This is a genomic window from Mycolicibacterium iranicum, from assembly GCF_002101705.1.
Taxonomy (GTDB): domain Bacteria; phylum Actinomycetota; class Actinomycetes; order Mycobacteriales; family Mycobacteriaceae; genus Mycobacterium; species Mycobacterium iranicum.
In genome coordinates this window covers 14,515-38,051 of the sequence record NZ_LQPC01000079.1, presented here as the reverse complement: position 1 = coordinate 38,051, position 23,537 = coordinate 14,515, and the positions used below count along the sequence as shown (strand labels likewise).

Sequence of the window (23,537 nt, the reverse complement as noted above, 5' to 3'; positions counted from 1 at the left end):
GATCGGCAGCCCGTTCGGCGCCTGCCAGAGCTAGCCGGATGCCATGTCGGGCAGACCAGAGCGCAAGTCTGCGTCTTTACTGAATCTTCATCGAAGGACTAAGAAAGCCAAATGACGCATCAGCACACTTGAACCATATCCGTGAACGGTGCACCGCCGCCCGCGAACGGCCGTCGCGGCGCACGCAGTGCCCGCTCATCAGCGATGTCAACATTCGGATACGGAGACCACACTGATGCCGCAGGCGACTTGCCTCACACCGTTTCGCAGGACGGCGCAGTGGCTGCGGACGGCCGTCCTGGCGATGGCGGTGCTGCTGATCGCGGCCGCGTGCAGCTCGTCGCCGGCCGCCGCGCCCCAGCCCGAGGTCATCACTGATAAAGGCACCCCGTTCGTCGACCTGCTAGTGCCCAAATTGCAGGCGTCGGTGACCGACGGAGCGATCGGTGTCGCGGTGGACTCCCCTGTTACCGTGTCCGCCGGTGACGGCGTTCTCGGCCAAGTCTCGTTGACCAACGAAGCCGGCGAACTCGTCGACGGACAGCTCAGCCCCGATGGCGTGTCCTGGTCGTCTGCCGAGCCGCTGGGCTACAACAAGCAGTACACCCTTCATGCCCAAGCCCTTGGACTGGGCGGCGCGACCACTACGACAGCGACCTTCGAAACCCACTCGCCCGACAACTTAACGATGCCCTACGTCCTGCCCAACGACGGCGAGACGGTTGGCGTGGGCCAACCCATCGCGATCCGCTTCGATGAAAACATCACCGACCGGATTGCGGCGCAGCAAGCGATCAACGTGACCACCACCCCCCCGGTCGAGGGAGCCTTCTACTGGCTCAATAATCGCGAAGTACGTTGGCGCCCAGCCGAATACTGGAAACCGGGCACAAAAGTAGAGGTGGCGGTCAACGCCTACGGCGTCAATTTCGGTGACGGGCTGTTCGGTCAGGATGACGTCACTACCCGGTTCACCATCGGTGACGAGGTCATCGCCACCGCCGATGATGCCACCAAAACGATGACTGTGCGGCGCAATGGTCAGATCGTCAAGACCATGCCCATCTCCATGGGTAAAGCCAAGACCCCGACCGATAACGGCGCCTACATCATCGGAGATCGTTACTCGTTTCTGGTGATGGATTCGTCCACCTACGGAGTTCCAGTCAACTCTCCCGACGGATACCGCACCGAGGTGGAGTGGGCGACCCAGATGTCCTACAGCGGGATCTACGTGCACTCTGCACCGTGGTCGGTGGGCAGCCAAGGCATCGCCAATGTCAGCCACGGATGCCTCAACGTCAATCCGGCCAACGCCCGATGGTTCTACGACAACACCCGACGCGGCGACATCGTTGAGGTCATCAACACCACCGGCCCCACGCTGTCGGGAACAGACGGTTTAGGTGACTGGAACATCCCTTGGGATCAGTGGAAAGTCGGCAACGCCAACCTCTGAAATCAGATCAGAAGCGGAGACTCACAACCGCCGCCTCCCAGTCACCTCGTGGCACCAGTTACGCGTGTCAGCAGGACGTTCGCATCCACCGAACCGGGTTTCGCATGCCGAGTGTCACCCAAGCATCGCGCGCCGTGGGGCCCACGCCGCACAGGTAGCGCAGCCCTTTCCGCTACGACACCTTTGGTTTGCCGCCCCCAGGTAACGGCGTTTTCACATGTCCGGACCACCGCTACTTCGTAGTCCCGCCATCGACGATCGACTCTTTCAGGCACCCATCGCAAAACACCATTCGCAATTTCAGCCGAAATTCCAGCATTGTAATTATGTTGCTGATGTTACTAATGAGGCATATGTGAGTTAGGCTGATCTACGTATTTGCTACGTATATCGTTGCTGCGCAGTATGGAACGCTCTGTTTCGCCTTTGTTGGCGAAACCAATCACCGGCGCTCCGACAGCCGAAAGAAAGAACGCCATATGGAACCGATGGCCCGATGCGTCCGCCCGGAGGAAGGCCGCGTATCTGCGTTCGGCTTTCGCCTGACTGGGGTGATCGTTGCCGTCGTCGCGACGGTACTTCTGGCGTGCACGCCAGCAGCCTCCGCCGAGCCGACAGGCGGTCCGTGGGATCCACTCCTGCCCAAGATCCCGAGTGCGGGAGCGCCCGGCGATCCGGTTGCCATCGCCAACGCGTCCTTGCAGGCGACGGCCGTTGCCACCCAGACTGCGATGGATTTGGGGCGTAGCTTCCTGAGCAGTCTCGGACTCGTCAGTCCCGCGGCAAGCCCCCAAACGAGCGTCCGCGGCAACCGCCTCTACGGTGCCCAGGCGATCGAATACGTTATCCGCAGGGCAGGAACGCAGATCGGCGTTCCCTACTCCTGGGGAGGGGGCAGCCTCACCGGCCCTAGTCGCGGTGTCGACCAAGGCGCAGGCACCGTCGGTTTCGACTGCTCAGGACTGACACGATTCGCCTTCGCCGGCGTCGGAGTACTGTTGCCGCGATGGTCCGGCGACCAGTACAACGCTGGCCGCAAGGTACCTCCCGCGCAAGCTAAACGCGGTGACCTCCTGTTCTGGGGGCCCGGCGGAAGCCAACACGAAGCGATCTACCTGGGCAACGGAAAAATGATCGAAGCGCAACAAACCGGCGTTCCCATCAAGGTTTCACCGGTGCGTACCGCCGGGATGACACCCTACGTCGTACGGATTATCGAGACCTGACCGAACGCTTTCGCCACAGCTCCTCCCACCAAAAGCCTTGTCCGCACCGGGTAACGGTTCAGCCGGCCAGACAGTAGCCGATGCCGCGGACCGTCCGGACATAGCGCGGACAAGACGGGGCGTCACCGAGCTTGCGACGAAGATTGCCGATGTGCACACCCAGTGCCGACCGCCCGCCGGGCTGCGTTGCCCCCCAAAGGGCTTCCTGAAGTCGTCGGCACGTAACGGGCTCCCCTGGATCATCGGACAAAACCCGGAGGATCGCGAACTCCGTTCGAGTCAGCGATATGACGTTGCCGCGCTGATAGACCCGCCGGACCCCCACGTCGATCACCAGATCGTCGACGTGGCGTCGCTGCGCGCCGCCGTCCTCGCTGCGTTGGTGAGAATGCCTGAGTGTCCGCCGTATTCGCGTGCTGAGCATGTCGCGGGAGCCGATGGGAACCACTCCGACGCGCGATACCAGAGGCGCCACCTCTGTGTCGGCGAGCGCGACGACGCCGCACTGGGCAGCCTGGCGAACACGGTCAAGGACGACGGCGCCGTGCGCGGATGATCCCAGGCACACCACCACCACGTCGGGGTCATCGTCGCGCACCGCGGTGAGCGCTGCAGCGTGTGAGCGTGCGACGTCGACGGCGAACTCTTCGGCGCGCAGGGTGCGGGCCAACATGTCGGCGTAGATGCGCCGAGGTTCAACCAGCAGAACGCGAATGCGCCCAGCAGCTATCGCCGGAGAGGCAACGCTGCCCGAAGCGGGGTGCGGCTCGATGGTCGTGGCAGTCTCCTTGCCAGCGTGGGCCATTCACGGCGTGAAGGTGTTCGCGCGGATGCTGGAACCAGCATATCGCCATCTACGTAGTTATTACGTAGATGGCGATATGGGGTGTCGGGCATGTTCGCGTCTTCGGGTGTTCAGCGGGGGGTTTGCGGGCCAGAGGATGTCAGCTGTTCGGGTTGAAGTCGGCCGCGTCGGTCCAGCCGGAACAAGGCCGCTGCGGAGGCCAGCCCGATTGCCGACAGCAGAACCCACAGCAGCCAGGGTTGCCCGAGATCTCGGGCGGCCTGCATCAGCGAGCCGGTGGCCAGATTGCCGACAAGAATGCCGACTCCGACGATAGTGTTGTAGAAGCCATAGTGCGTTCCGATGAGACGGTTGTTGGCCAATGAGACGACGGTGTCCATCTCGAACGGGAAGACGGCCGCCGACCCGACCGCCAGCACCGCCGTGGCGACGAGTAGCGCGGTCGCGGCGGCGACTCTGCCTGCCCTGGTGTCATCGGGCAGCACGATCAGCGGCAAAAACGACGCCGCGAGGATCAGCATGCCGATCACCAGGGAGCGGCCGGCGCCCCAGCGGTGGGCGAACCATCGGGTGATCCGCATCTGGCCGAGGACGGCAACCAGACCCGAGACCACGAAGATCATGGCGGTGACAACGGAATCGTTGCGCGGAAACAGGTCTCGCGCCTGAAGCGGCAATGCCAGATAGACCTGGAATGACAAAACATACGACCCGATCATGGCCGCGGCGAAGAGCAGAAAGGAGCGGTTGGCCGCTACTGTTCGCCAGTCCTGCAGCACCGATGTCTTCTCATCAGGCGTCCCCGCGGCGCGGTGGGGCAATGCTAAGAGTTGGGCCACGGTCAGCGCTGCGAACACGACCGCTGCGGCGGCTGCTGTCATTCGGAAATCGACGAACATCAAGGCCAGCCCGACAAGGGGTCCGGCCAGGATGCCCGCCTGATAGAACACGTTGAACACCGCGAAGGCTTCCACGCGCCGTGGGCCCGCGTCGGCCGCCAGATAGGCGCGCACCGCAGGATTGAACAGGGCGCCGGCGAAGCCGGTTGCTGCCGAGGCGATCAGGACCGCCGGCAGCGATTCGGCGAAGACGAGCAGGCCGAATCCTGCTGTCCGTAGGACACATCCGCAAACGATGAGCGGTTTGTAGCCCAGCCGGTCTGCCAGAGTGCCGCCGATGAGAAACATGCCTTGCTGGGAGAAGTTACGTACACCCAGCACCAGGCCGATGGCCCACGCGGCCAGCCCCAACGGGCCGGCGAGGTAGCCGGCCAGGTAAGGCATGAGCATGTAGAAGCCCAGGTTGATGCCGAATTGGTTGATCATCAGCATCCGGCTGGGCCAACCAAAACTGCGGAAGGCTGACAGCAGGGTCATCGTGGCTGCACCTCGGTGGGGTCGACAACGGTGGTGCATCGCGTCCACGCCGTGACTGTCTGGGTCATCGGGTCCTCAATGGTGGCGGGATGCCGTGGGGGCGCTGCGTCGAGCAGGCCGTGGGCGCGGCAGTAGTCGTCGTTGTAGATGGTGTCGAAGTAGCGTTGCGGACCGTCCGGGAAGATCGCTGCGACAGTGGCTCCGGCAGGGCTATTGCGTGCGACCCAGCCTGCAACCAGGGCGACCGCACCGACGCTCCAGCCGCCACTGGCGTAGTGGGTGGCCGCCAGGGTGCGGCATGCCCACACCGACTCCGCGGGGGCAACCCAATGCACTTCGTTGAACGCTTGGTAGTCGACGTTGCCGGGATAGATGCTCGATCCCAGGCCGCGCATGAGCCGAGAAGCCGCGGGCTGGCCGAAGATCGTCGAGCCCACCGTGTCGACGCCGATCAGCCGCAGCTGCGGGTTGAATTCACGAAGGACGCGTGCGACGCCGGCCGAGTGGCCTCCGGTGCCCACCGAGCACACCAGGACATCAACGGCGCCGAGTTGTTCGTTCAGTTCCACTGCCAGGCCGCGGTAGGCCTCGACGTTATCGGGGTTGCTGTATTGATCGGGATGCCAGGCGCGTGGGTCGGTGGCCAAGATCTTCTGCACGCGGTCACGGCGGGCCTGCTGCCAGCCTCCCTGTGGGTGCGGTTCAGTGACCAATTCGATGTCGGCGCCGAACGCGGCGAGCATATTCTGGATGATCGGCTCCATCCCGGGGTCGGTGACCAACGTGACGGGGTGCCCGTAGACCGTTCCGGCTAGTGCGAGACCCAATCCCAGTGTGCCGCTCGTGGATTCGACGATGCGGGCGCCGGGGGCAAGTGCCCCGCGGGAGCGGGCGCGTTCGACCATGTGTAGCGCGGGTCGGTCTTTCATTCCTCCCGGGTTGAAGCCTTCGAGTTTGGCCCAAAAGCCCCGCTCTTCTGACGTGAACGGTGCGCTGATTCTCAAGACAGGGGTCTGGCCGACCATGGTGGCCGGCCGCTCGTTGCGGCCGCGTTGTGGCTGTGCCGATCGGGTGTGGGAAGTGCGTGCATGGCGGATTGGCAGGGCAGGATTCATCGATGAATGTCGCTTCTGTGAGGCCGCGACGATGCGCGGCGACTGACGGCAGGTAGCGGTCACCGGCCACCGTCGAAGACGACGGGGCCTGACGCTAGCCGATCAGCGGCGCGCGATACACAGGTGGGCGAGCACGTCGCGGCCGGTGCGCAGGGCGCGGGCGTTCCGTGGTGGACCGCGGATAGGCGCCTTCGCCGCCTGGCACCACAGCAGCGGAAGCACAGCCACGACGAGGCCCAACGCGAGCGCGATCAGGGAGACCGTTCCCCGCGGCAGGATCGCTTCGGCCAGGGTGTCGGGCGTGCACTCGGCGTCGGGTTGGGAGACGTGGGGGTGGTCGAGCTCGACAGACATCGGCGCGCCGACCGCACTGGCGGCCAGTGTGTGCGGTCCGTGCGCAGGTGCCGCATTCACGCCGGGCAGTGCCCACTCGGCTCCGACGATGACGGTCCAGAACGCGATCAACGCCGCGACGATGGCGCGGCGGCGTTGCTCAGAGTTCGCGTCGAAGTACTTCACGATGTTGCCGACTGTAGCAGCGGATCGGCGAATTCAGGCTCGGCCCCTGAGCCGATGCCGGGTTGTGATCAGACAGCGACCGCCGTTGCGCCGAGCCAACCGGCCGTTCCGTCGCATGATCGACTTCGCCCGATGCCCCTGCGAATACGCCCTTTTGAGGTTCCGCGAAGGAGATGCAATAGACCAGTGCGCTGCCTGTACCGCAGATCATCTACGGTTTTACTACGTAGATAATCTGCTCTCTATCGGCCCGCGCGCCAAGCGGTGTTTCCTTTGCTGACGGCCTACGCGCATTGGCTTCACCTGCGGAACGTGCGGCGGGCGTTGAGGCGCTAGTGGTGGCAGAGCACCTGAATGAGAGCGGGTGTGGCGAGCATGGCGGTGATCGCGGCTGTCAGGCAGATGCGGTGGCGCCATCGCACGTGCCGACGTGTCGGGGTGAGCAGGCGCTGCGCTCGCGCGATGACCGCTGTTCCCGCCGCGGCGAGGCCTTCCCGTGCAGGCGGGTGTTCTCCGGCCAGAGCAGATAATCCAGCCAACAGCGGATGCGTGCCGACGCGGCGCACGGCGGTGTCGTCAGCGCACATCTCCAGCAGTTCACCCACACGATGAGGGGCCGTCGCGAAAAGCGGAAGCCACGGCAGTGTGCCCCCCAAAGCGCGGAGCGCCATGAGGATGTGGTGGTGGCGCCCCGAGATGTGCGCGTTTTCATGCGCCAGAACCGCTTTGAGCTGTGATCGGTTCAACGACTTCATCGCCGCGGAGGTAACGATGATGGCGTTCGGGCGTCCGACCACGCAGTAGGCAGCAGGCCGGTCGGCCTCCACGACCACCACATTGGGATGGTCGGTGGGTCGGCCGACGATCCGCGCGGCATGCGCGTGCTCGTGACTTCGCGCCCGCAGCCGCGACAAGCAGCGACCGATCCGCATGACGACGAACCCTGATGTCAGGGTTCCTACCGCGATGAGAACAACAGAACCGATTCGTCCGGCCATGGGTGTGTGCTCGGAGAAGCCAAACAGCTCCAGGCACAGCGTCACGACCGCGCCCGTACGAATACTATCCGTCGTTGCGCCGATGACCAAGATCAGCGCGACGAGCCACGCCGCCAACGTCGCGGCGACGGTGGCCAGCCAGGCGGCCACTCCCATATGGGGGCTGATGCCGTGACTGGTCATCCGCCTCAGAACCGGTGGCGCCCACCAGGCCAGCGCGCTGCCATAGACGAGCAGCCACAGCGCGGCGGTCATCACCGACGCCCCTTGCGCAGAGCCGCCTTCAATTGAGCGGACTGCTCGGCGTTCATCTGCTCAACAAAGAAGGCCAGCACCGCATCGGTATCCCCGCCGGCGTCGAACGCGGCCTTCATCAAACGCGCGGAACGCTCCTCGCGGCTCATGGACGCCTGATACACGTACGCTTTCCCATCGCGCTGACGTTGCAACCAGCGCTTGCGGTACAGGTTGTCCATCGTCGACATCACGGTGGTGTACGCGATCTGGCGCCGTTGAGAGATCTCGTCGAAAACCTCACGCACCGTGACAGGCTCGGCGTAATCCCACACGCAATCCATGACCACCGCTTCGAGGTCGCCGAATCCTCGCTGTTCCATTTGCGCCTCTCCCGCTCTCCGCGACGAGCTGGCCTCCTCGCGCCCCGAGCCCCTTCAGCCCCCAATGTAGCCGCCGAGCTGGCAAAAGCCGCGATACGCCTCACCTCGACCGCATAGGCCAGCATCTCTGCACTACCGGCCGCGGCGCGTGAAACTAGCGCCCGTGGCGCACAGTCGTAACCGATCTGAGACTGTGACAGACGTTCCTCCTGATACCAAAGTGATGTACGTTCCGACTGAGTACTATCGTGCTACGTACTCAGCTCGATAGTAGAAGTGCCGCGGGCGCCGTTCGGCTTAGGTGCGCGGCTCGACAACGCTCACCCCAGCTGAGGAGATTCGATGCTGCGCCTCACTTCTTTTCTGAGTCTCTGCGCACTGACGCCGGCACTGGTAATCAGCGCCCCGGGTACCGCTGTTGCCGGTCACGACGGCACCCCCGACCGCGACGACGTTCCCTCATTGGTTGCAGCGGTCGCCGACGCGAACCAGCGGATGGCCGACGTCGGTAGCGACATTCAGATCAAGCAGGAGGGCGTCAACCGTGCCCTGGTCGAGGTCGCGGCCGCCCGCGACACCCTCGCGCAGGCCCGGCGCGACGTTGTTGCCAGCGACCAAGCCCTGACCGACAGCCAACACGCAATCGAGGCCGCGCAAGAGCGCTTCGACCGCTTCGCCGCGTCGACCTATATGAACGGGCCGTCGGGTGCGTTGCCGCTGGCGCAAAGTCCCGAGGAGATCCTGGCCGGGGCATCGACCCAGCAGACCCTCACTATCAGCTTTCAGCGGGTCCGCAACAACCTCCTGCGCCGGCAGACCGATCAGGCCAACAAGCTTTCTGCTGCGACGGCAGCGCGGGCGCGCGCCGAGAGCGCCGCCGCGGACGCCCAACGCCGCCAAGACGACGCGGTAGCCGCACTCCGGGACGCCCAACAGACGTTTACCGCACAGCAACGCGAGGTCGAACGGCTCGCTACCGAACGCGACTCCGCTCAAGCTCGACTGGAAGCCGCCCGACCGGTGGCGGCGACAGCCGCCGCGCCCAGTGCCGCGCAACCCGGCACTGTGCCGGCATCCGGTGCTCCGTGGGACCGCGGCACCACGTCGCCGGGGGGCGCCACCAAGGGGGGCCTGTGGGACACCACGTTGCCGATGGTGCCCAGCGCTAACGTGGCCGGCGACCCGGTGGCCATCATCAATGCCGTCCTCAAGATCATGGCGACCTCGGCGCAGCTGACGGCCGACATGGGCCGCAAGTTCCTCACCAAACTCGGCATTCTGTCTCCTGTCACCGCCGCCGCAGATCCCGGCATCACCAACGGACGCATCCCCCGCCTCTACGGCCGCCAGGCCTCAGAGTTCGTGATTCGCCGCGCCATGTCACAACTGGGGGTGCCTTACTCCTGGGGCGGCGGCAACGCCAACGGCCCGTCACGAGGCATCGACCAGGGCGCCAACACCGTGGGTTTCGACTGTTCGGGCCTGATGCTGTATGCCTTCGCCGGCGTCGGCATCAAACTCGACCACTACTCCGGGTCGCAATACAACGCAGGCCGCAAAATTCCCTCGTCACAGATGCAGCGCGGTGACCTTATCTTTTATGGCCCCAACGCCAGCCAGCACGAAGCGATGTATCTGGGCGACGGCATGATGATCGAAGCCCCCTACACCGGGTCGGTCGTCAAGATCTCGCCCGTGCGCACCTCCGGCATGACGCCCTACGTCACCCGCTTGATCGAATATTGACATCGCCGCGATGTCGAGCCGGTGGACCGGTCAGTGCGCCGCGGTGCGGCCGCTGCGGATCGGCCTCCTCGGGCACGTCAGGCCGCCCCGAACGACGCGGCCAGCGAGACGCATTGAATAGCGCCGTCGCGCCGGCGATCGCAGCCGCCCACAGCACCACGACCACGGCACACAGGATCAGCCACGCTTGCCACCCGAGACCGTTCGGGCACACGTCCATCAGCCAACGCATGTCAGGCCCTCCTCCACAGTGAGCCTCACCCCACCGCAGGAGGAAAACGGTATGAGTCCTGTGAAGATCTGCTGAAGATCGAGCCGCTCGGGCAGCCACGCCTCGTTACGGGCGCACCAGCAGGCACCATATGGGACATGCAGCACCACCACCTGGGCGCGCCTGAGAGCGCGAAGGGATACCGCGCGCTGGTCGTCGACGACGAACTCCCCCTAGCCGAAGTGGTAGCCAGCTACCTCGAACGCGAGCAGTTCGAAGCCGTCGTCGCCGGCAACGGTGTCGACGCAATCGCCGTCGCACGCGACCTGGATCCCGATGTCGTCATCCTCGACCTCGGCCTACCCGGCATCGACGGACTCGAGGTCTGCCGGCAATTGCGGACCTTCTCCGACGCCTACGTCGTCATGCTCACCGCCCGTGACACCGAACTCGATACCGTGCTCGGCCTCACCATCGGCGCCGACGACTACATCACCAAACCCTTCAGTCCCCGCGAGCTGGTAGCGCGCATCCGCGCCATGCTGCGGCGACCCCGCATCCTGCAAACAGCCGCCGCACCCGCCGAACGAGAGACAGCCCCGCCGCGCCGCTTCGGCGCACTGAGCATCGACGTCGCCGCCCGTGAGGTACATATCGACGACGAACTAATCCTGTTGACCCGCACCGAATTCGACATTCTCGAAGCCCTGTCCGCGCGGCCAGGAATCGTGCTGAGCCGCCGACAACTTCTCGAAATAATCCGCGACGAACCCTGGGTCGGCAACGAACACCTCGTCGACGTCCACATCGGACACTTACGACGCAAACTCGGCGACGACGCCGCACGCCCCCGCTACATCGCCACGGTTCGAGGTGTCGGATACCGGATGGGAACCGGACAGTGACTCCCCCACCTACGTCGACCCCTCGCCGGCGTCGACGGCCGGGCCGTCCCGGTATCGGCCTGCGACTCCTGGCGGCCCAAGCCATCGTGCTGGCGGCCGGAACGGCGACGACCGCGGTGGTCGCTGCCGTGGTCGGCCCACCGCTGTTCCGCGAACACCTCCACCGCGCCGGTGTCCCGATGGACTCCCTGGAAGAAGTCCACGCCGAAGAGGCCTACGGCTACGCAACGGTCATCTCCATCGGAGGCGCCCTAGCGGTGTCAGCACTGGCCGCCCTCGCGGTCAGCTTCTACGTCAGTCGACGCCTCCAACGCTCCGTCACCGAAGTCGCCGCCGCGGCCACCGATGTCGCTGAAGGGAACTACGACATCCGCGTGTCACCGCCGCGCCTCGGCGATGACTTCGACGCCCTCGCAACCGCATTCAACCAAATGGCCTCCCGGCTTCAAGCCGTCGATTCGACACGGCAGCAACTGTTCGGAGACCTCGCGCACGAGATCCGCACACCCGTGGCAGTACTCGAGGCCTACATCGAGGCACTCGAAGACGGTGTGCGCTCCTTGACACCCCAGACAGCAGCCATGCTGCGCGACCAAACCCGTCGGCTGGTGCGATTCTCCGATGACGTCGCCGCGCTGGCGAAGGCGGAGGAAAGTGCGGTGTCTATGTCCTACGCCTCCCTCGACGTGGACCGCCTAACCCGCCAGTGCGTCGCAGCAGCACAAGAACGCTATGACACCAAGGGGGTCAGACTGCACGTACACCTCCAGCAACCGCTGCCGCCGCTGTGGGCCGACGAACAACGACTGTCTCAAGTGTTGGGGAACCTGTTGGAGAACGCGCTACGGCACACACCGCCCGGCGGGTCGGTACACCTTCATTGTCTTCGTGACGGCGACCGAGTAAAAATCGCTGTCGCTGACACCGGAGAAGGGATCCCCGCCAAGCACGTCACCCGAGTGTTCGAACGGTTCTACCGGGCAGACACCGCCCGCGACCGCGAGCACGGCGGCGCCGGATTAGGTCTCGCCATCGCCAAAGCGCTCATCGAAGCCCACGGCGGATCCATCTCGGTAGCCAGCGCTGGACCCGGCGCCGGCGCAACATTCACCATCGCCCTGCCCATCACCCCGATACGCAGCGAGCACCACCCTGCGACGGCTGACTCAACGCGTCCCTGACGAGTGCCCCCTCCGCGCTACTTGTCCAACATTCCCTGCATCGTGTCGATCTCCGCTTGCTGAGAAGACACGATGTTGCGCGCCATCTCGACCGCCGCCGGGAACTTGCCGTTGTCAACTTCCTGCTGCGCCATCATGATCGCGCCCTTGTGATGCTCGATCATCTGCGTCAAAAAGAGTCGGCTTGCCTCAGCGCCTTGCGCGTTCTGAAGTGCAGCCATATCGGCCTCCGACATCATGCCCATACCCCCGCCGCTCATGCCCGGCATGTCACCCGCGTCTCCGCTGGGCATTTGATGGCCGGGCATGTCATGGCCGGGCATTGCGGCGGTGGTGGAAGCAGTTGTCGACGAGGAGGCTCCCCAGTCCTGCAGCCAGCCCTGCATCTGTTCGATCTCAGGACCCTGAGCGTTCTTAATCTCGTTGGCGAGTGACACTACGGCAGGATCAACTCCCTGCTTGCCGAGCAGCATGTCGCTCATCTCGATCGCCTGCTGATGGTGCGGGATCATGCCCTGAGCGAACGTCACGTCAGCATCGTTATGGGCAGCGTCGCGGCTAGCAGTACTGGGCGAAGCCGACGCCGACGCTGCTGCCGAGGTGCTGCTCATCGATGACGGAGACTCGTTTCCCGCATTCGAACAGCCGCTGATAAACAGGGCCGACACCGCAAGCGCCGCAACCCCGAATCCAAAACGCTTGTGCTGCATCGCACATCCTTCCTCGAACATCGTCGTGACACCGTGCCTCAACGGCACGCCCTCGCGCCGCCGCACTCAAGCGTCGGCAAGCCGGGTATGGGTCGGCTCGTGATCCGATGAAGATTTGATGAAGACGTTTCCAGCTGCGAAGAAGTGTTCGAGCTACCCACTGCCGCGTCACGCGGTAGCCGAAAACCGCCCCTCTATTATTGACTTACGTAGCCTGAACCTCGGGTTGTTACTGGAATGGTGCACATCCACGGCCTTGACATCAACCCGTCGAACGGCAGCTTTACGTGGCAACTCAATACTGCCCCTACACCCCTGAGCAAAATAAGGCGCCGCAGCTACTGCACCAGGCGGATCTTCCTCAATTACCGACAGACGGACGTCAGCGGGTCGACGGTCGTCATCCCTAGGAGGCTGCGCAGCGCCGGGCATGCTAGCTCTCTAAGCGTCGCGGCATCAGAAAGGTGTTCCACGGCATTCCCACGGTGGCGCGGACCAGCTGATCACGCGTGAACTGCATCCCGAGCTGGTTCTATTTAGAGAGTGCCTCCTTGATCGCGGTGCCGAGGTCTGCATAAGTTTGGATCTGCAGTTGCTCGCCGTTGAGGAAGAAGGTGGGTGTGCCCTGGACGCCGAGTGCCGTGCCGTCTGCGACATCCTCTTGGATCCGATCGAGCGTGGCCTGCGCGTTGTAGGCTTCGTCCCACGCGGCCATGTCGAGGCCGAGTTCCGTTGCGAATCCGCGAAATACGTCGTCAGCCGGTACCTGCTTCTCGCCCCACTGGTCTTGCGTCTCGAACATCTTCTTGTACATAGCCTCAAACTGGCCCTGCTGGGCGGCCGCCTCGACTGCGCGGGCTGCTCGCTCTCCGTTGAAATGGCCGGGCATCGGGAAGTAGCGCGCAACGAAGTTGACTTGCTGGCCATATTGGGTGCGCAGTTGTTCAACGGCAGGGAAGGCTGCGCGGCAGCCTTCACACTCGAAGTCGAGGAACTCGACAAACGTCACATCGCTGTCCGGAGCCGAGCTCAGGCGATGGCTATTCTCGCGGACCACCTGCGGCCCGCCTTCTGCCTGCGACGTCGGTGCAGATCCCCCGTCCCGGGTCGAGAAGTACACACCCGCGCCAATGGCGACCGTTATGGCGAGGAAGGCGGTCAGCAAAATTCGCGTCATTGGGTTCATGGTGCGTTTCCTTTCGCTCCGTAGCACTTCGCACGCGGAGCGATCTACGGTGTATCTACGTAGATAGTTCTACCATGGTGACGATCATCGGCGTCCGAGCGCCAGTCGCTTCATGCCCCACCAAGCGACCGGAGCAAGCACGATTACCGTCCACATGCCAGGAACATAGGCGAACACGCGATCGTTCAACCACGGAAAGACGAGGTAATGGGCCAACTCGGTGATGCCCATGGAAGTGAAGAACGTCCACGCGAGATAAGTTCCGAATGGGCTCTCGCGCTTCATCAACGGCGGGATCAATGACCACGCGCCGACCGAAACGATCACCAACGCAAGGACCGTCGGCGACAGTGTCGAAGGTTTGCTGGCCCCAGTGACATTCGATAGGAAGTCGAAGAAGCCGAACTGTTTCTCCTCGACGCGGTGGAGGACAAACAAGAACAACGCGATCCAGTATGGCGCCTTCACATCGGCCCAGTTTCCGTTGGATGGTGTCACCAGCCATAACACCAACCCGCCGGCGAATCCCACAGTGAAGATCAGCATGGTCAATGGTCCGAATGCCACCAAACCCAGCACCAGCGTTCCGGCACTGAGGCAGACCGCGAATAGAACCGAACTCAAAGACGCCTTACCTAACGGTTGCTTGGCGGCTCCAACGCCGTTGCCGGATGGCGGTTCGTCGCTCGTCCCGATAGTTCCGCCATCAGGTCGGGCGGAATCGCCATGGGAGTCATCAGGCCGACGGTGGCCCGGCCGGTGTTTCCCGGAGGATAGCGCCCGCTCAGCGAGCCTGGCGCCGCCACGGTCACCCGGAGCAGTTGTCCGAGTGCTTCGCGCCTATCCCGCTGGCACACCGCGAGATACAGCATCGCAGCGTGGTTGCGCGTGTGAAGCCAGGGGTAGGGCTGCGACACGATGTGAGCACGTTCTAGGTGCAGCCAGCGGTCATCGGTTGAAGCCGCTGCTCTGGCCGAGCCCATCTCTCGGTCATACAGTTCACGAACGTGAGCTGAGGGTCGAATCATGGTGTCTGCCGCCTTTCGGTGAAAGTCGCTTGCTTGCCATTCCTCTGTACGACTCAATTCATTCGCGGGTCGCGAAGTTCGGCGCGGACGATCTGAAACGGCACGGACCAGCTGCTGGCAGGGTGATGGTTAGTGACGACGAGGCGATGGTCGACGAACAGATCCGCAAGGCCGCTCCCCAGAACCTCTCGCGCATGCGCGCGCTCAATCAGTCCGATGTACGCCCGATAAGCCCGGCCAAGTTTGGGCGGCGCGTCGTGATCGATCGCGATAATGGCGCCACCGGGTCGAAGCACCCGAACGGACTCCTTGACTGCCTCGCGGCGGGTATCCGTGGGTAATTCATGCCAGCCGAAGACACTCATCACCACGTCGAAGGTGTTGTCGGGGAATGGGAGTATCGCAGCATCTCCTCGGTGAAGTGTGACGTTGCCAACTCCGCTGCGCCGCAGTTGAGAGCGGCCGACGGCGAGCATTTCCGGCGAGATGTCAATCGAATCAATTCTTGTATTGGGCCTGAGCTCGGCGACCAACCGTGACGCGTAGCCGGTACCGCCACAAAGCTCGAGCACTCTGCGCGGCCGCTCGGCCGCGACCTCCTGGGCGAGGCGCTGGTGCGGGCGACCGAGCATGAACCGATTGCCGGCCTCCAGCAATGGCCCGGCGAGGAGAAACTTCAGTCTGTTCCGCGTCCACCGTGACGACGTGCTCATGCTGTTTTGCCCTTCCGTGTTCACCACACCATACATAGTGACATTCGCATATGTCTATATGTTTCTACGTCAGCGAGCGTCGCTCAGCGACTGCAGGAGTGCGGGTATCCGCCGGCATGGCCGTCACCCGTTCCACGAGTCGATCGAATTCCTCGCCCCAGCCCGCGTTGTCGGTGCGCGCCAATCCCCCCATCTCGACCTCGGCGTGCTCCGAATCCAGTCCCTGCCGGATCTTGATCCACAATCGTCGGCGTCTGACGACCAGCGACACCAGAAGTCCCCCCATCATCGTGATGGCGAAGACCAGCACCCAAACCTGCGCCGGGTCGTAGGAGACCTGGAGGCTCACGAAATCTGTGACGGCGTCGAATCTGATGATGGTGCCATCGTCGAGTCGCGTTTGCTCTCCGAGACTCAGATTGACGCGCGCCATCCGGACGAGGCGGCCCTGGTCGATCATGCGTCTGTCGAGCGCGAAGATTGATTGCGGCCTACCGGTGTCGAGCCCCGTGTCACCTTTGTAAATGTCGATAGCCACTGCGGGGTCATTCGCGGCCGGGAATGCTGACGACAAGAGCGTGCCGTCGCGCTGCTGCGTAGGCGCGAGAAGCCCTTCAATCGCGATCTGGTTCTTGCGTCGCTCGCCAGGATCAGGGAACGTACCGGCCGGAGGATCGAATCTCAGTGCGCCCGCGGACAACAGCGTCTGCAGCTCTTCGGGCTGCCATTGCAATGTCTGGGTTCGTTCTTGCCCGTCGGGGAAGACGACCGTGAAGGTTGGCGCGTAGCCATGCCCCAGGAGGTAGACACGAACGTCGCCGACCCGAAGGGGGTAGTTGACCCGTAGCGGGTAGGACCGCCAGGTGCCGTTGATAAGGTCTTCGTCCGCCTGATACTCGACGTCCGCGGAAAATGAGGTCGCCTGACCGCTGGGTTGAAACTCGGCGTCGAAGTTGTTGACTCTCAGACAGATCGGATAGAGCGATGTGCCGTCAACGGTAGTTCCTGGCCGGAACGCGTCGAACGCGGCGGGCGACGCTGAGCACAACCCGGGCCGTCCGTCAGCGATCACGATGGCGTTTCCCTCGTAGGCAAAGAGTTTGCCCGCTGCCATCGCGACCAGGAGGCCGATCAGCGAGAAATGAAAGACGAGGTTCCCCGCTTCGCGCAGATAGCCGCGTTCCGCGGATAGCTCTAGAACATCGCCGTCTCTGCGTAAGACGGTGCGCCACCCGCGGAGTCGGCGCGACATCTCGTCGGCGACCGTCTGCGGATCCCCTATAACAGCGGGGTTCTGATGTTTGGGGAGTCGGCTGAGGTTGCGCGGAGCGCGCACGGGCGTGGCGCGAAGACTGCGCGCGTGATCGATTAACCGCGGCACCAGGCAGCCGATTAGCGATACGAAGAGCAGGACATAGATCGAGGTGAACCACACGCTGGAGAACACGTCGAAGATCTGCAAGCGGTCAAGCCATGGGGCGAGATTCGGATTGTCAGCGATGTAGCGGTCTACGGTCGTCGGGCTGACGGGGCGCTGCGGCCACAACGCCCCGGGAATCGCTGCAAGAGCCAACAAAAACAGCAGGGCCAGTGCGGTACCCATCGAGGTGAGTGTGCGCCACGTATTACGCACCAAGGCGCGAGCGCGTTTCATATCGGCAACGTCGTGTTCGTGACGAATGCGTCTCGGACCCACGTGACGAATTCATTCCACAGTCCGGTCACCAACGCGGCACCGACCGCGACGAGCATCACTCCCCCGACGATCTGGATGGTGCGCGTGTGGTCGCGCAGCCAACTCAGAGCGTGTATTGCACTCGCAGAACCCAAGGCGAGCAAGAGAAATGGGATGCCGAGCCCCATGCAGTAGGCGATGACGAGCACCATTCCGCGAGCAATGTTCGCGCCTTGGGTCGCCGACGCTACGGCGATGACACCGGTGAGCGTCGGCCCCAGACAGGGTGTCCACCCCAAACCGAAGACTGCTCCGAGCAGAGGGGCACCGCCGACCGTGGACAAGGATCGAGGGGTGAATCTGATGTCCCGTTGGAAAGTGGGGACGAACCCCATGAACACCAATCCCATGAGGATGGTGACGACGCCGCCGATACGTTGCAGCAGAATCTGATTGGCGATGACGGACGTCGTCAGCCCGAGAATCGCGATCGTTCCGAGCAGGAAGACGGCGGTGAATCCCGCAACGAACAGCGCGGCCGCCCCCGCCACGCGGAGTCGAGCGCTTCTGGACGCGCGGTCGGCCGACCGGTCATCGACGCCGACCACCGCGGCCAAGTACGAGAGGTAGCCCGGCACCAACGGCACGACACACGGCGATGCGAACGACACTAACCCCGCCAATACAGACACCAGGAGGGCGAGCGCCACCGGCCCAGTGGTGGCGATCTCGGTGAAATCGTTCACTGCCGCCTCCAACACGTCACGCCGTGACTGCGAACGCCCAAAGAGTGTCCTCACCAGAATGTCTACGTATCTACTACGTAGGTTAGTAACATTACGAACACTGGCAAGTTCTTGTCCAACACCGCAGTGCGACATCCCAGCGCAGACAGGTACCGTCTGTCCTACGTACTTCGTTAGTAGATTGCGATCGGGAGGCTGCAGCGTGGCCGATTCCACGTCCTCCGGCTTCGCCGCGCATGTTTGACGGCCTTGGCACGCTCCCGTTAGAGCCGCCCACACTCGGCACGTTGATCGGTTGGTACCCGACCGCCGTCCCGCTGTTCCCGGCGCTGGCCGCCCTGGCAGCCACCCTTTACCTTGTTGGTGTACTTCGCTTGCACAGGCTGGAGCGGCCGTGGCCCTGGCCGCGCACGGTGAGCTTCCTCTGCGGATGCCTCGCCCTGGCGGCGGTCACCGGGCTGGCGATCGAGGGATACGGATTTCGGCTTTTCAGCGCCTTCATGTTTCAGCACCTGACGCTGTCGATCCTGGTGCCGCCGCTGCTCGTGCTGGGCAGCCCGGGGGCCTTGCTGCTCAGGTCGACGCCCCATCACGGTGTTGGCCGGTTCGCACTCATCGTCGCCCTCGGCGCATTGCGCAGCCGAGCTGCGCGGATCCTGCTACACCCCGGCGTCACGATCCCGCTATTCCTGTTCAGCTACTACGGCCTGTACTTATCGAGCCTTTTCGACGTCGTGGCGTCGTCGTGGATCGGCCACACTGCCCTGGAAGCGTTCTTCCTCGCTTCCGGAATCTTGTTCATCGTGCCAATCCTGTCTGCGGATCCACTTCCGGTGCGGCAGTCGAACCTGGGCAGATTTTTCGACATCTTCCTGGAGATGCCGCTGCACGTGTTCATCGGCGTGATCTTGATGATGGCGCCACGGGCATTGACGACTACCTTCGCTTCGCCGCCTCCGGAATGGGGCATCGATCCCGTCGCAGACCAGGCCGTCGCCGGGGCCCTCGCCTGGTCATACGGGGAGCCCATCGCACTGTTGACGGTCCTGATCTTCGCCATTCGATGGCGGCGGGACGAGGAGAAGACGGCAGTGCGGCACGACATCGAAGGCGGAACCCATGATGAAGACCTGGCGGCGTACAACGCCTTTCTGCAACGTCTGCACAATCCTTCAGCCACTGACCCGGATTCCTCGTCGGACCGCACACCCTAGAAAGTCATTACAACGTCCGTTAGTATGTCGAGATGACCGAGTCAATGGACAGTTGCGATCTCCTCTGCCTCGATCTGCCTCACGCGGAATCAATCCGCGCATCACTCCCCAACCTGGCGGCGGTCGAGTCCGCCGCCGCGGCGTCCCGCGCCCTGGGCGATCCCACACGTCTGTCCATTGCGACCGCGTTGAGCAACGGGGACGAGCTGTGCGTCTGCGACATGGCATGGGTAGTCGGGTTGGCACAGAATCTCGTCTCCCACCATCTGAGGCAGTTGAAGATCGCCGGCCTGGTCTCCTCGCGGCGCAGCGGCAAGCTGGTGATGTACCGGCTGACCGAACGTGGCCGCCAGCTCGCCGCGGCAGTACTGGCTCCGATACGCGCCGAGGAGGTTGATCATGTCTGATGCATGCTGCGCGACCGACGTGAAGGATCCAGAGTCAGGGCCCGAACGGCTCTGGCGGGTCCGCGAACTGCAAATGTCAGCCGCCGCGGCGGCGCTGCTCGCCGTCGGCTGGCTGATCGGGCCCGCCGGCTATGAGCGCATAGCGTTGGCGACCGAGCTGATCGCCGCGGTCGTCGCGGCATCGACGTTTGTCCCCGACGCGATTCGAAACGCATGGCACCGCCGCATCGGGGTCGGGACACTGATGACCATTGCCGCGATCGGCGCCATTGCTCTCGGCCAGATTGCAGAAGCGGCCCTCTTGGGCATCTTGTTCTCGATCGCCGAGGGGCTGGAGCACTACGCCGTTACCCGTACCCGCCGGGGTCTTCGCGCGCTGTTGTCACTAGTGCCTCCGCAGGCCTCTGTCATCCGCGACGGTCACGAAGTGGTGGTGTCGCCGGAGGACCTCGTCGTTGGTGATGTCATGGTCCTGCGTCCGGGCGAACGCGCCGCCACCGACGGAACGATCACTACAGGCCGGACCAGCCTCGATCTGTCAGCCATCACCGGTGAATCCGTCCCTGTGGAGGCTGGCCCGGGCAGCGATGTCTACGCAGGTGCGATCAACGGAGGTGGAGCGATCGAGGTCAAGGTCACCGCCTTGGCCGCCGACAGTTCTCTTGCCCGCATCGTTCATATCGTCGAGGAAGCGCAGGAGCGCAAGGGCGTCGGGCAACGACTGGCGGATCGGATCGCACGCCCCCTGGTTCCGGCCATCATGGCGCTGGCCGCAGCCATCGCGGCCCTCGGGGCGCTACTGGGTGACCCGATGCTGTGGATCGAGCGGGCGCTGGTGGTTCTGGTCGCCGCCTCACCGTGTGCGCTCGCCATTGCGGTTCCTCTCACGGTGGTGGCGGCCATCGGTGCCGCCAGCCGCCAGGGGGCCCTTGTCAAGGGTGGCGCCGCGGTCGAAGAACTTGGGCGCATCAAAGTCGTCGCCCTGGACAAAACCGGGACGTTGACGCGGAACAAGCCTCAAGTGGTGGAGGTCGTCACCGTCGAAGGGACGACCGCATCGGAGGCTTTGCGGGCAGCTGCAGCCCTCGAATCACGCAGCGAACACCCTCTCGCACAAGCGATTTTGGCTGCCACAACCAACGTGCCGCCCGCTTCCGACGTCACCGCGATCGCCGGCCACGGCATCGAGGGCCGCATCGACGGAGCGCAACTGCGACTCGGTAAACCCAGCTGGGTAGCCCCGCTCTCCCTCGCCGATGACGTCGCCCGCATGCAGGGTGCCGGCGCGACCGTGGTGGTGCTCGAACGGGACGGCCGAACGCAGGCTGCGATCGCCGTACGCGACGAGCTTCGCCCCGAAGCTCCCGAGGCGGTGAGACTGCTGAGCAAGATCGGTATCGAGGTGGCGATGCTCACCGGCGACAATGCGCTGACCGCCAAGGCGCTTGCGAGGGATGCGGGGATCACGAGAGTCGAGTCTGAGCTCCTGCCGGAGGACAAGGCGCGAATGCTCGGCGAATTGTCGCGCGGTCGCCCCATCGCCATGGTCGGAGATGGCGTCAATGACGCCCCAGCTTTGGCCACTGCCGATATCGGGATCGCGATGGGGGCGATGGGCACTGACGTCGCCATCGAGACCGCTGATGTCGCGCTGATGGGTGAGGACCTGCGCCACCTCCCGCAGGTCCTGGCCCATTCCCGCCGTGCACGGCGAATCATGGTGCAGAACATCGGCTTTTCGATGGCAATCATCGGGTCTTTGATTCCGTTGGCGGCGTTCGGCGTGCTCGGACTAGCAACCGTGGTGTTCATCCATGAGGCTGCCGAAATTCTGGTGATCCTAAACGCAATTCGAGCTGCACGCACCCCATCATTGCCCGGGTTGACAGCGGCGCCCGTTAACAACTCGGCAGCGCATCACCTCAATATCGGTCAGGCGCCTACCCCCATTGACGCGTGCTGCGGTCCTGCCGTCGTCGCACCGCAACGCTCATCGCTGCCGTTGACCCTGATCGAACCTGCCCCTCAGGGCTCGCCAGATGACGGGTGTGACTGCTGCTCCGCGGTTGAATCCTCAGCGCCACAACAGCTAGAGATCAGCAACAGCGAACGGCGCGATCAGCGTTGACGAAAAAATGCCGACGTTGACGCCGTGAACGATCCCGACCCCGATCGCGCTAACCTTCCTTCCTCTGCGGCACTACCCGGCATCGGTGCGCGGACTGCGGCGGTCCTTGTATTCGCCTCGTCGGCCGCGGTGCTCGTCGTCGAGATCACCGCGCTGCGGTTGCTGGCGCCCTACCTGGGGCTGACGCTGGAGACCAGCACACTGGTTATCGGGATCGCTTTGGCAGCAATTGCTCTCGGCTCCTGGGCAGGAGGACGGCTTGCTGACCGCGGCGATCCTCGCCGCTACCTCGGGTTGTCTCTGGGAGTATCCGGCGCCGTGGTGGCGTTCACGCCGGCCGGAATTCGGATGGCGGCCGAATGGGCGCCTCCGACGCTGCTGCTCGTCGCTGCGCTGGCGATCCTGGTGCCCGGCGCTCTGCTGTCCGCGGTGACTCCGATGGTGACCAAGATGCGCCTGCTCACCCTGGCGCAGACCGGGACCGTCGTGGGACAACTCTCCGGACTAGGCACGATGGGCGCTATCGCGGGCACCGTCCTCACGGGGTTCGTGTTCATTTCGCGAGTGCCAGTCAGTGTCATTCTCATCGGGCTCGGCCTCCTGCTGGTTCTCGGTGGCATTCTCATCGAATGGCGCCTACGCCGCTGGAACACCAGGACCGCCATCGTGCTCACCATCGCTGTCTTCGGCGCCGGACTGGCCGGCTATACGGCTCCTGGCGGATGCGATGTGGAGACCAAATACCATTGCGCCCGGGTTCTTTCCGACTCCGAACGAAACACTGGCCGCACGCTCGTCCTCGACGGTGCGCGTCACTCCTACGTCGATGTACTGGACCCGACACTGTTGAAGTTCCTGTACATCCGCGCCTTCGCAGCGGTTGTCGACGGGGCCTTCCCGGCAGGCGAGCCGCTTCAGGCCCACCACCTCGGTGGGGGCGGGTTAACATTCCCGCGGTACCTCGCCGACTCACGGCCGGGAACCCAGAGCCTCGTCTCGGAAATCGACGGTGGTGTGGTGAACATCGATCGCGAACAGCTGGGATTGGTTTCCGACTCGGGTATTGAGGTCCGCGTCGAGGACGGTAGGCGCGGGCTGGCACAACTTGCCGACGACAGCCGCGATCTGATCGTCGGTGACGCCTTCGGCGGCGTCAGTGTGCCGTGGCATCTGACTACTGTGGAGGCGCTTGCCGACGTACGCCGGGTCCTCAAGCAGGATGGCATCTACGTCGCAAACCTTATCGACTACGGCAGCATGGCATTCGCCCGCGCTGAAGTTGCCACACTCACAGAGGTTTTCGACCATGTCGTCCTCAGCGGTGAACCCAACGACATCGGCATGAATTCGGCGGAACCCAACGGCGGGAATGTGGTCGTAGTGGCCTCTGATCGCCCCGTGGACCGTCGCGCGATACAGAGCATCTTGGACACCCGCCAGACGCAGTGGATCACGACAGCTGGTGCCGAACTCTCGACGTGGATCGGTAATGCCCGGGTGCTCACCGATGACTATGCGCCAGTAGACCAACTCCTTGATCCCTATCGGCGGGAACTGAGCGGGTCGTAGTCG

The 23,537-nt window shown here is 63.9% G+C and carries 23 protein-coding genes; 9 read left to right on the top strand and 14 right to left on the bottom strand.

Features of this window, described 5'->3' with window-relative positions:
* Positions 1 to 235 precede the first annotated feature (235 nt).
* Together AWC12_RS30075 and ripB are read left to right on the top strand one after the other, a co-directional pair.
* Positions 236 to 1,459: a L,D-transpeptidase gene (locus AWC12_RS30075; protein ID WP_024444600.1), complete on the top strand. Its 1,224-nt coding sequence runs from the start codon at positions 236 to 238 to the stop codon at positions 1,457 to 1,459.
* 479 nt (positions 1,460 to 1,938) lie between these two features.
* The gene (gene ripB, locus AWC12_RS30070) at positions 1,939 to 2,685 is read left to right on the top strand and encodes an NlpC/P60 family peptidoglycan endopeptidase RipB (RefSeq protein ID WP_024444601.1); all 747 of its coding nucleotides are present in this window, start codon (positions 1,939 to 1,941) and stop codon (positions 2,683 to 2,685) included.
* Positions 2,686 to 2,743: 58 nt separating this feature from the next.
* On the opposite strand, the gene AWC12_RS30065 is transcribed toward ripB, so the two are convergent.
* The 6 genes from AWC12_RS30065 to AWC12_RS30040 all read right to left on the bottom strand — a co-directional run bounded on the left by AWC12_RS30065 (position 2,744) and on the right by AWC12_RS30040 (position 8,115).
* Positions 2,744 to 3,490, bottom strand: a complete 747-nt coding sequence (locus tag AWC12_RS30065) for a winged helix-turn-helix transcriptional regulator (RefSeq protein WP_024444602.1) — start codon at positions 3,488 to 3,490, stop codon at positions 2,744 to 2,746.
* A gap of 110 nt (positions 3,491 to 3,600) precedes the next feature.
* A complete protein-coding gene (locus AWC12_RS30060) occupies positions 3,601 to 4,866 on the bottom strand; it encodes an MDR family MFS transporter (RefSeq protein ID WP_024444603.1) in 1,266 nt (421 codons plus the stop codon).
* Complete coding sequence (locus tag AWC12_RS30055; RefSeq protein ID WP_024444604.1) at positions 4,863 to 5,981, bottom strand: PLP-dependent cysteine synthase family protein; 1,119 nt, start codon at positions 5,979 to 5,981, stop codon at positions 4,863 to 4,865. The genes AWC12_RS30060 and AWC12_RS30055 overlap by 4 nt, the downstream gene beginning before the upstream one ends.
* Before the next feature lie 102 nt (positions 5,982 to 6,083).
* Complete coding sequence (lpqS, locus tag AWC12_RS30050; RefSeq protein ID WP_024444605.1) at positions 6,084 to 6,500, bottom strand: putative copper homeostasis (lipo)protein LpqS; 417 nt, start codon at positions 6,498 to 6,500, stop codon at positions 6,084 to 6,086.
* 332 nt (positions 6,501 to 6,832) lie between these two features.
* On the bottom strand, positions 6,833 to 7,753 hold the full coding sequence (locus AWC12_RS30045; protein ID WP_024444606.1) for a M56 family metallopeptidase: 921 nt from the start codon (positions 7,751 to 7,753) through the stop codon (positions 6,833 to 6,835).
* Positions 7,753 to 8,115: a BlaI/MecI/CopY family transcriptional regulator gene (locus AWC12_RS30040; RefSeq protein WP_024444607.1), complete on the bottom strand. Its 363-nt coding sequence runs from the start codon at positions 8,113 to 8,115 to the stop codon at positions 7,753 to 7,755. The genes AWC12_RS30045 and AWC12_RS30040 overlap by 1 nt, the downstream gene beginning before the upstream one ends.
* A 342-nt stretch (positions 8,116 to 8,457) precedes the next feature.
* Between AWC12_RS30040 and ripA the strand changes: the two genes are divergently transcribed.
* Positions 8,458 to 9,861: an NlpC/P60 family peptidoglycan endopeptidase RipA gene (ripA, locus tag AWC12_RS30035; RefSeq protein WP_024444608.1), complete on the top strand. Its 1,404-nt coding sequence runs from the start codon at positions 8,458 to 8,460 to the stop codon at positions 9,859 to 9,861.
* On the opposite strand, the gene AWC12_RS30030 is transcribed toward ripA, so the two are convergent.
* Complete coding sequence (locus tag AWC12_RS30030; RefSeq protein ID WP_234788710.1) at positions 9,839 to 10,093, bottom strand: hypothetical protein; 255 nt, start codon at positions 10,091 to 10,093, stop codon at positions 9,839 to 9,841. The genes ripA and AWC12_RS30030 overlap by 23 nt on opposite strands.
* Before the next feature lie 137 nt (positions 10,094 to 10,230).
* Between AWC12_RS30030 and AWC12_RS30025 the strand changes: the two genes are divergently transcribed.
* Both AWC12_RS30025 and AWC12_RS30020 read left to right on the top strand, forming a co-directional pair.
* A complete protein-coding gene (locus tag AWC12_RS30025; protein ID WP_024444609.1) occupies positions 10,231 to 10,977 on the top strand; it encodes a response regulator in 747 nt (248 codons plus the stop codon).
* Positions 10,974 to 12,158 carry a sensor histidine kinase gene (locus tag AWC12_RS30020; protein WP_024444610.1) on the top strand — a complete coding sequence of 395 codons (1,185 nt, stop codon included), beginning with the start codon at positions 10,974 to 10,976 and terminating at the stop codon, positions 12,156 to 12,158. Before AWC12_RS30025 ends, AWC12_RS30020 begins: the two co-directional genes overlap by 4 nt.
* A 17-nt stretch (positions 12,159 to 12,175) precedes the next feature.
* On the opposite strand, the gene AWC12_RS30015 is transcribed toward AWC12_RS30020, so the two are convergent.
* The 7 genes from AWC12_RS30015 to AWC12_RS29985 all read right to left on the bottom strand — a co-directional run bounded on the left by AWC12_RS30015 (position 12,176) and on the right by AWC12_RS29985 (position 18,216).
* Positions 12,176 to 12,868 (bottom strand): DUF305 domain-containing protein, encoded by a 693-nt coding sequence (locus tag AWC12_RS30015; RefSeq protein WP_024444611.1) that lies wholly within the window; start codon positions 12,866 to 12,868, stop codon positions 12,176 to 12,178.
* 532 nt (positions 12,869 to 13,400) lie between these two features.
* Positions 13,401 to 14,054 carry a DsbA family protein gene (locus AWC12_RS30010; RefSeq protein WP_024444612.1) on the bottom strand — a complete coding sequence of 218 codons (654 nt, stop codon included), beginning with the start codon at positions 14,052 to 14,054 and terminating at the stop codon, positions 13,401 to 13,403.
* Positions 14,055 to 14,138: 84 nt separating this feature from the next.
* Positions 14,139 to 14,600, bottom strand: coding sequence for an HXXEE domain-containing protein (locus AWC12_RS30005; protein WP_051226470.1), 462 nt, complete (start codon positions 14,598 to 14,600; stop codon positions 14,139 to 14,141).
* Between the two features lie 89 nt (positions 14,601 to 14,689).
* Positions 14,690 to 15,082 (bottom strand): DUF3703 domain-containing protein, encoded by a 393-nt coding sequence (locus AWC12_RS30000; protein WP_024444614.1) that lies wholly within the window; start codon positions 15,080 to 15,082, stop codon positions 14,690 to 14,692.
* A gap of 53 nt (positions 15,083 to 15,135) precedes the next feature.
* Positions 15,136 to 15,831: a class I SAM-dependent methyltransferase gene (locus AWC12_RS29995; RefSeq protein ID WP_024444615.1), complete on the bottom strand. Its 696-nt coding sequence runs from the start codon at positions 15,829 to 15,831 to the stop codon at positions 15,136 to 15,138.
* Positions 15,832 to 15,859: 28 nt separating this feature from the next.
* On the bottom strand, positions 15,860 to 17,398 hold the full coding sequence (resB, locus tag AWC12_RS29990; protein ID WP_409506450.1) for a cytochrome c biogenesis protein ResB: 1,539 nt from the start codon (positions 17,396 to 17,398) through the stop codon (positions 15,860 to 15,862).
* A 47-nt stretch (positions 17,399 to 17,445) separates the two neighbouring features.
* On the bottom strand, positions 17,446 to 18,216 hold the full coding sequence (locus AWC12_RS29985; RefSeq protein WP_024444617.1) for a cytochrome c biogenesis CcdA family protein: 771 nt from the start codon (positions 18,214 to 18,216) through the stop codon (positions 17,446 to 17,448).
* 236 nt (positions 18,217 to 18,452) lie between these two features.
* Here AWC12_RS29985 and AWC12_RS29980 point away from each other — a divergent pair, with 236 nt between their 5' ends.
* Genes AWC12_RS29980 through AWC12_RS29965 form a run of 4 tightly spaced genes read left to right on the top strand, consistent with a single transcriptional unit; the run spans position 18,453 to position 23,534 of the window.
* Positions 18,453 to 19,430, top strand: a complete 978-nt coding sequence (locus tag AWC12_RS29980; RefSeq protein WP_024444618.1) for a cytochrome c oxidase assembly protein — start codon at positions 18,453 to 18,455, stop codon at positions 19,428 to 19,430.
* 32 nt (positions 19,431 to 19,462) lie between these two features.
* A complete protein-coding gene (locus tag AWC12_RS29975) occupies positions 19,463 to 19,837 on the top strand; it encodes an ArsR/SmtB family transcription factor (protein ID WP_024444619.1) in 375 nt (124 codons plus the stop codon).
* A complete protein-coding gene (locus tag AWC12_RS29970; protein WP_024444620.1) occupies positions 19,830 to 21,965 on the top strand; it encodes a heavy metal translocating P-type ATPase in 2,136 nt (711 codons plus the stop codon). Before AWC12_RS29975 ends, AWC12_RS29970 begins: the two co-directional genes overlap by 8 nt.
* 24 nt (positions 21,966 to 21,989) lie before the next feature.
* Positions 21,990 to 23,534 carry a fused MFS/spermidine synthase gene (locus AWC12_RS29965; RefSeq protein ID WP_064280687.1) on the top strand — a complete coding sequence of 515 codons (1,545 nt, stop codon included), beginning with the start codon at positions 21,990 to 21,992 and terminating at the stop codon, positions 23,532 to 23,534.
* The last annotated feature ends 3 nt before the right edge of the window (positions 23,535 to 23,537 follow it).